The organism is Nocardia sp. NPDC057455, from assembly GCF_042802775.1.
GTDB lineage: Bacteria > Actinomycetota > Actinomycetes > Mycobacteriales > Mycobacteriaceae > Nocardia.
The window spans coordinates 1-5,970 of sequence record NZ_JBHVDM010000167.1 but is presented as its reverse complement, the minus strand read 5'-3'; the positions used below and the strand labels follow the sequence as shown (position 1 = coordinate 5,970).

Annotated in this window: 4 protein-coding genes; 1 reads left to right on the top strand and 3 read right to left on the bottom strand. The window is 67.9% G+C overall.

Going from position 1 to position 5,970, the window contains the following annotated elements; translation table 11 throughout:
• The coding region (locus ACFU5M_RS33850; protein ID WP_379055594.1) for an Hsp70 family protein at window positions 1-1,876 on the bottom strand (1,876 nt) is incomplete at its 3' end.
• 537 nt (window positions 1,877-2,413) lie between these two features.
• On the opposite strand from ACFU5M_RS33850, the gene ACFU5M_RS33845 reads away from it, so the two are divergent.
• Window positions 2,414-3,175, top strand: a complete 762-nt coding sequence (locus ACFU5M_RS33845) for an SDR family NAD(P)-dependent oxidoreductase (RefSeq protein WP_379055592.1) — start codon at window positions 2,414-2,416, stop codon at window positions 3,173-3,175.
• 62 nt (window positions 3,176-3,237) lie between these two features.
• Here the strand turns inward: ACFU5M_RS33845 and ACFU5M_RS33840 are convergent, their stop codons facing one another.
• Both ACFU5M_RS33840 and ACFU5M_RS33835 read right to left on the bottom strand, forming a co-directional pair.
• Window positions 3,238-4,824, bottom strand: a complete 1,587-nt coding sequence (locus ACFU5M_RS33840) for an FAD-dependent oxidoreductase (protein WP_379055590.1) — start codon at window positions 4,822-4,824, stop codon at window positions 3,238-3,240.
• Window positions 4,825-4,830: 6 nt separating this feature from the next.
• A complete protein-coding gene (locus tag ACFU5M_RS33835; protein WP_379055588.1) occupies window positions 4,831-5,847 on the bottom strand; it encodes a diiron oxygenase in 1,017 nt (338 codons plus the stop codon).
• Window positions 5,848-5,970 lie beyond the last annotated feature (123 nt).

Below are 5,970 nucleotides of genomic sequence, written 5' to 3'. Positions count from 1 at the left end.
CACCAGACGACGAACCGTGCGCCGACGAATTCCCCACCGACCCACCAGACGACGAGCTGTCCGATGACGAATTCCCGGCCGCGGATGAACCGTGCGTCGACGAGTTGCCGGACGACCCACCCGGCGAGTCGCCGGCCGATCCGTTCGCGGAGGAGTCGCTCGTCGAACCACCGCTCGAGGCGGTCCCACCCGAGTGCGTTCCGCCGGAGGATGTACTCCCCCCAGCACCGGAGGAGGAGCCCCCGGTGGACGCGGCTCCGGAGGAGGACGAATTCGTTCCGGAACCACCGTGCTCGTCCGAGCCCGTACCGGCGCCTGATGCGTCGGACGTCCCGGTCGACGGACTGCCCGGCGTGCTCCCGCCGGACGCCGCACCGGGCTCCGCAGGCGTCGAACCGTGCTGTGCCCCCGGACCAGTCGAGCCCGGAGGCGTCCCGGTTCCGGGCGCCTGACCCGGCGCGGGCTGTTGGCCGGGGACCTGCCCCGGCAGTGGCAGACCGGGCTGTCCAGGGGTCGAAGGCTGCCCGGGGACGGGCGGCTGCGCGATGCCCCCGGGATGGACGACCGGGGCGAACGGCAGCGGATTGACGAAGTAGGCGGGATCGCCGTGTCCCCGGTAGCGCAATCCGTCTGGGGCACAGCAGTTTCGCGGGTCACGATGCGAGCCGGGCCGCGACTCCGCCACGGAAGGTCCATAACCGGCGCCGCGTGGAGCCGGTGTGATGAATCGGGTGTAGGCGGAACTCCGCTGCGCGAGCAGCGCCCGGCCGGAGTTCCAGGTGGTGGGCGTGGACACTACCGACCAGGCGCCGGCGAGTTGCTCGTTTCCGACGTCGACCAGCAGACTGTCGGTCGGCACGCCGAGTTCCGGCAGGCGCTCGAGCAGCGGCGACAGCTCGGGAACAGTCGGGCCGCCGAAGACCGTGACCGCCGACATCGCGACCGCCGAGACCACCGCGGCACTGGAGAACACCGCCACCCGCGGGGCGGTGGACCGGCCGTCCGATGCGCCGAGCGCCATCGTGCGCGCCGCCATGAGGGCGGCGCCCGCGGCGATCGTCTGGCCGGGATCCGCCGAGATCACCACGGGACGGCCGAGTTCGGCGAGCGTCCGCGCCACTTCCGCGGGCCGCGACGCGCCGCCCACCAGCAGGACCCGGCCGATAGCGGACAGGCTGACGCCCGCTTCCCGCACGCAGTCACGGACCACTTGGAGCGAGTCCTGCACGTGTGCCGCGCGCAACCCGTCGATGTCGACGATGGAGGTCATCGACGGTCTCGCGGATCCGGACGCCACGTCCGGTGCGTAGCGCGCGATCATCGACCCCAGCGGCCTGCCGCCGAAGTCGTAGGAGCGCATCGGTTTACCGATCATCGGATGGTTGTCCCAGTCCGGACCGACGCGCACGATACTCACGTCGAGGCTGGTGCCACCGAGGTCGTAGATCAAGACGAAGCTGGTTTCCAGCGGGCCGTGCTCGTGCTCGAGCCATTCCGCGGCCGCGACGGGTTCGGGTACCAGAAGCACGTCGCCCGCCCCGGATAGGTCCAGCGCCTGGCGCAGCAACGCGACCTGTTTGTCGGAATACACCGCGGGATAGGTGGTCACGACGCCCGCCTCGAGCGCTCCCGGCTCGAGCGACCGGAGTTCGCCGACCACCGCGGCGACGAGATTGGCGGGCGACCAGATGCGGCCCCCGACGATCACCGCTTCCGGATCACGGCCGAGATCGGCGAAATCCGAGACCGCCATGCCGAATTGCCGGATCCCACCCAGGCGCAGTCCGCCCGCGCTGTCGAAGGTCACCGCGGTGCGCCGAGACCGCACCGCCGGCCGTGGTCGATCCGCGCTGACCGAAGCCGTCACGGAGTTCACTGCGCCAATGCTGAAACCCAGACCTGTAGTCATTCGCTATCCCGTCAACGCACCGTGACCACGTCCATCACATGGCGTTCCCCTGTGGCCGCGGTCGTCTTCCAAACAGCCACTACAGGTTAGCTGTTTCGTGCTCACGTGGATGCGCAATTGATACGGAATGTTCTACCCACCGCAATAATCGTCCGAAATGCCAGGTAGATACGAGTCAACGCAAGCATTCAGTCCACTAGACACCGTGAATCCTTCTGCGCTCTCGATGATTCCGCTATCGCTCAGCGATCTCGATATGCCGGTGTCGACCCGACCGAACGCCGGTTTACCACGCGAAAACCACACCGAGGGACAGGCACCGAGCGGTCGGTAACCGAATACTTGCCATCACTGCGGCTTTCCGCCGATCGCCCGGCGCAACATTCCAATGACACATCAACTAGATGTCCGATACTCGCCAGCGTCGTGGTTCGGGCCCGGCTTGACTCGACAGCGGGTCCCATCACACAGGTGAGATCGCGAGAGTGGAGAGGAAATCGAACGATGGCAACACGGTTCGCGGAGCAGGTCGTATTGATCACCGGCGCGACCTCGGGCGTGGGCAAGGCGGTGGCGCTGCGGGTCGCGAGCGAAGGCGGCGCGGTCGTGCTCGGCGCACGGGGCAAGGACGCGGGTGATCAGGTAGCCGCCGACATCCGCGCGGCAGGTGGCCGCGCGCTGTTCGTGCCGACCGATGTCACGGTGGAGCAGGACGTGGCCCGGCTGACCGACGCCGCGATGTCCGAATTCGGTCGCTTGGACGCGGCATTCAACAACGCGGGCGCGGTGTGCGCCTTCGGCCCGGTCGCGGAGATCGATGCGGCGGGCTGGCGCGCCGATCTGGAACTCAATCTCAGCAGCGTGTTCTACGGCCTGCGGCATCAGGTGCCCGCGCTGGCGGCCTCCGGCGGCGGCGCGATCCTGAACAACGCGTCGAATCTCGGAGTGGTCGGCATGGGTTCGGTGGCGCCGTACGTGGCCGCCAAACACGGGGTGGTCGGCTTGACCAGGGCGGTGGCGCTCGAGGCCGCCGAGCAGGGGGTGCGGGTGAACGCGCTGGTGTCGGGCGCGGTCGACACCCCGGCGTTCCGGAATTCCATGGGCGCGACGCCCGAAGGCTCGGCTGCCATCGCGGCGCTGCACCCGATGGGCCGTATCGCGACGCCGCAGGAGATCGCCTCGTTCTGCGCCTACTTGCTCAGCGGCGAAGCGAGTTTCGTCACCGGCGCCGCGCTGGCCATCGATGGTGGCTTCACCGCACGCTGACCCGCGGACGTGGGGACCGCCTCGAGATACCGGCGCGACCGGGTATCCCGAGGCGGGGTTCGTCAGGCGCGAGCCAGCAAGCGGCGCACTCGGCCGGGCCGGGCTTCCACCGCTCCCGCGGCACGCACCGCCGGCTGGCGCAGCCGCACCAGCCGATCGAATTCCACGGCGGTGCCGGCGGGATCGGGCAGACGGCCCGCGTTGAAGTCCGTGGCCAGCTGCCGCACCGTCTCCTGTGCACAGGACTTGTTGGTACCGATGAAGCCGGTGGGGCCGCGCTTGATCCAGCCGGTCACATAGGTGCCGGTGACGACGGCGCCGTCCGGGCGTTCCAGCACCCGGCCCTCCTGATTCGGGATCACCGCGGCCTGCTCGTCGAACGGCAGGCCCGGCAGCGCGACACCGCGGTAGCCGACCGAGGTGAGCACCAGGCCCGCGTCGAGCCGATCGGTCTGCCCGGTCGCCACGGCGCGGACGCGGCCCTCCGGATCGGTGACGAGCTCGGTGCGTCCGACCTCGAGTCCGGTGACCCGATCGGTCCCGTGGATCTCGGTGGGCGCGGCAAGGTAACGGAACACGATGCGCTTGCGCTCCCCCACCGGCCGGGTGCGCACGCTGTGCAGCAGCCGCAGCTTCTGCTCGACGTGGAAGGGCAGTTCCGCGCCGAGTTCGGGCAGCTCACCCTCGACCACGATGTTCACATCGCTTCCCAGCAAGCCGACGAATTCCGGCACGGTGAAAGCGGATTCGAGGGGACCGCGCCGACCGAGCACGACCACTTCCTCGATCTTGCTCTCGCGCAACGCCCGCAACGCGTACGGCGCGATATCGGTGTCCGCCAGCGTCGCGGGGTCACTGGTCAGCACGCGCGCGACGTCGAGCGCGACATTGCCGTTGCCGACGATCACGGCGCGCCGGGCCGTCAGGTCGAAGACATGGTCGGCGTAGTCGGGATGACCGTTGTACCAGGCCACGAAATCGGTGGCCGAGACCGTACCCGCCAGGCCCTCACCCGGGATGCCGAGCTTGCGATCCGACGACGCGCCGACCGCGTAGATCACGGCATGGAAGTGGTCGAGCAGTTCGGCATGCGAAATGTGCGCGCCGACTTCCACGTTCAGGTACGAACCGAACCCCGGCTGCGCGGAGATGACATCGAACAGCTCGCCGACCTTGCGGGTCTTGTCGTGATCCGGCGCGACGCCGTGCCTGGCCAGGCCGTAGGGCACCGGTAGTCGATCGAACACCGTCACCGAGACGTCGGGCTGGGTCAGCAGTTCGTCCGCGGCGTACATCGCCGAGGGCCCCGATCCCACGATCGCCACCCGCAACGGCGTGCGCTCGGTGTGGATCCGCGCCGCGGGCACCGGTCGCGCCAGCAGGGGGCGCGGCCGGCTCTGCCGGTAGAAATCGGCGTTGATCTCTATGAACGGCTTCTGCTCAGCGGTCAGCTTCTTCGCCGACACGATGGCGTCGACCGGGCACGCGGTCGCGCAGGCGCCGCAGTCCACGCATGCCTTCGGGTCGACGTACAACATCTCCGCCGTCCGGAAGTCCGGTTCGTCGGGCGTGGGATGGATGCAGTTGACCGGACAGGCATATACGCAGGACGCGTCGCTGCAGCAGGATTGGGTGACGACGTACGGCATACCGGCTCAAGCGACCTTGTTCACGGCGCGCAGCGGCTCCGACCGGTATCGCGTGCTGGGACCGTCGATCCCGAGCGCCTTCCAGAACGCCTTGGCGACCGGGTTCATCAGCCCGATGTCCTTGGCGAGGGTGCGCACGTCGCAGAAGTAGTCGCTGAAGACCCGCTTGGCGTCCTTCGAGCCGAAGAACAGCTCTTTGCGGACCTCGTCCGGGATACCGAACTCGGTGAAGAACGACCGCGGCGGAGTGACGATCGCGCGGCCGAGGATCCACATGACCAGCGGCATGGCCAACGAGAGAATGAACTTCTGCGCGGGCTTCGCCTCCGGCACGTGGTTCTTCAGGAACTCGTGCGCGAAGGAGATGTGCCGTGCCTCCTCCGCGACGTGGATGGCCATCACACCGCGCATGATCGGGTGCACGTCTTCACCCGAGCGCAGGATCTGCTTCTGAATGTGGTCGATCGGCTCCTCACCGGCCAGCACGGCCATGAAGAACAGGTTCGGGAACCAGGCCGCCACTGGCGCGCCCAGGTACTTGAACTTGCTGACCAGCGGCCCCATGCCGGGCACGTCCAGCCCGATCCGATTGACCATCTCCTGGAACATCAGGGTGTGGTTGTGCTCCTCGATCATCTCGTGGGAGCAGTACCGGAACTCCGGCGAACCGTTCGGCAGGCCGAAGTTGTGGATGACCATGCCACTGATCAGGATCGACTCGAACTGCAAACCGACCTTCGCGATATTCGCCTGCCGGTACTTGCCGACCGCGATCTTCCGCTCCTCCGACAGCGCCTGGTACCAGGGGTGGCGGGCCACGGTATCGGCCGACGCGGGCAGGATCCAGCGCTGTTCACCGGCATCGGCGGCGAAGTCGGGATTGTCCCAGTCGATGTCCTCGAAGGGGTCGAAGTGCTTGTTGACCGATCCCTCGGACAGCAGCAGCAGCTTCGCGGCGTACTCCTGCGCCTTCTCCAGATCGGGATCGACTGCGGGTGTCACGGCTGCAGACATCGTCGTCACTGCCCTCTCCTCGATGGAATCGTTTAACTGTATCCCATAGTTACACCTACGGAGAGTCACGTCAACCCGACGATTGCCAGGGCCGTCCGGCGATGCGCGCCCTCATCACGCGCACCGCCGGAC

Coding starts and splice junctions, on each gene's coding strand:
- ACFU5M_RS33845 (WP_379055592.1), top strand. CDS start 2,414: ATGGCAACACGGTTCGCGGAGCAGGTCGTATTGATCACCGGCGCGACC.
- ACFU5M_RS33840 (WP_379055590.1), bottom strand. CDS start 4,824: ATGCCGTACGTCGTCACCCAATCCTGCTGCAGCGACGCGTCCTGCGTA.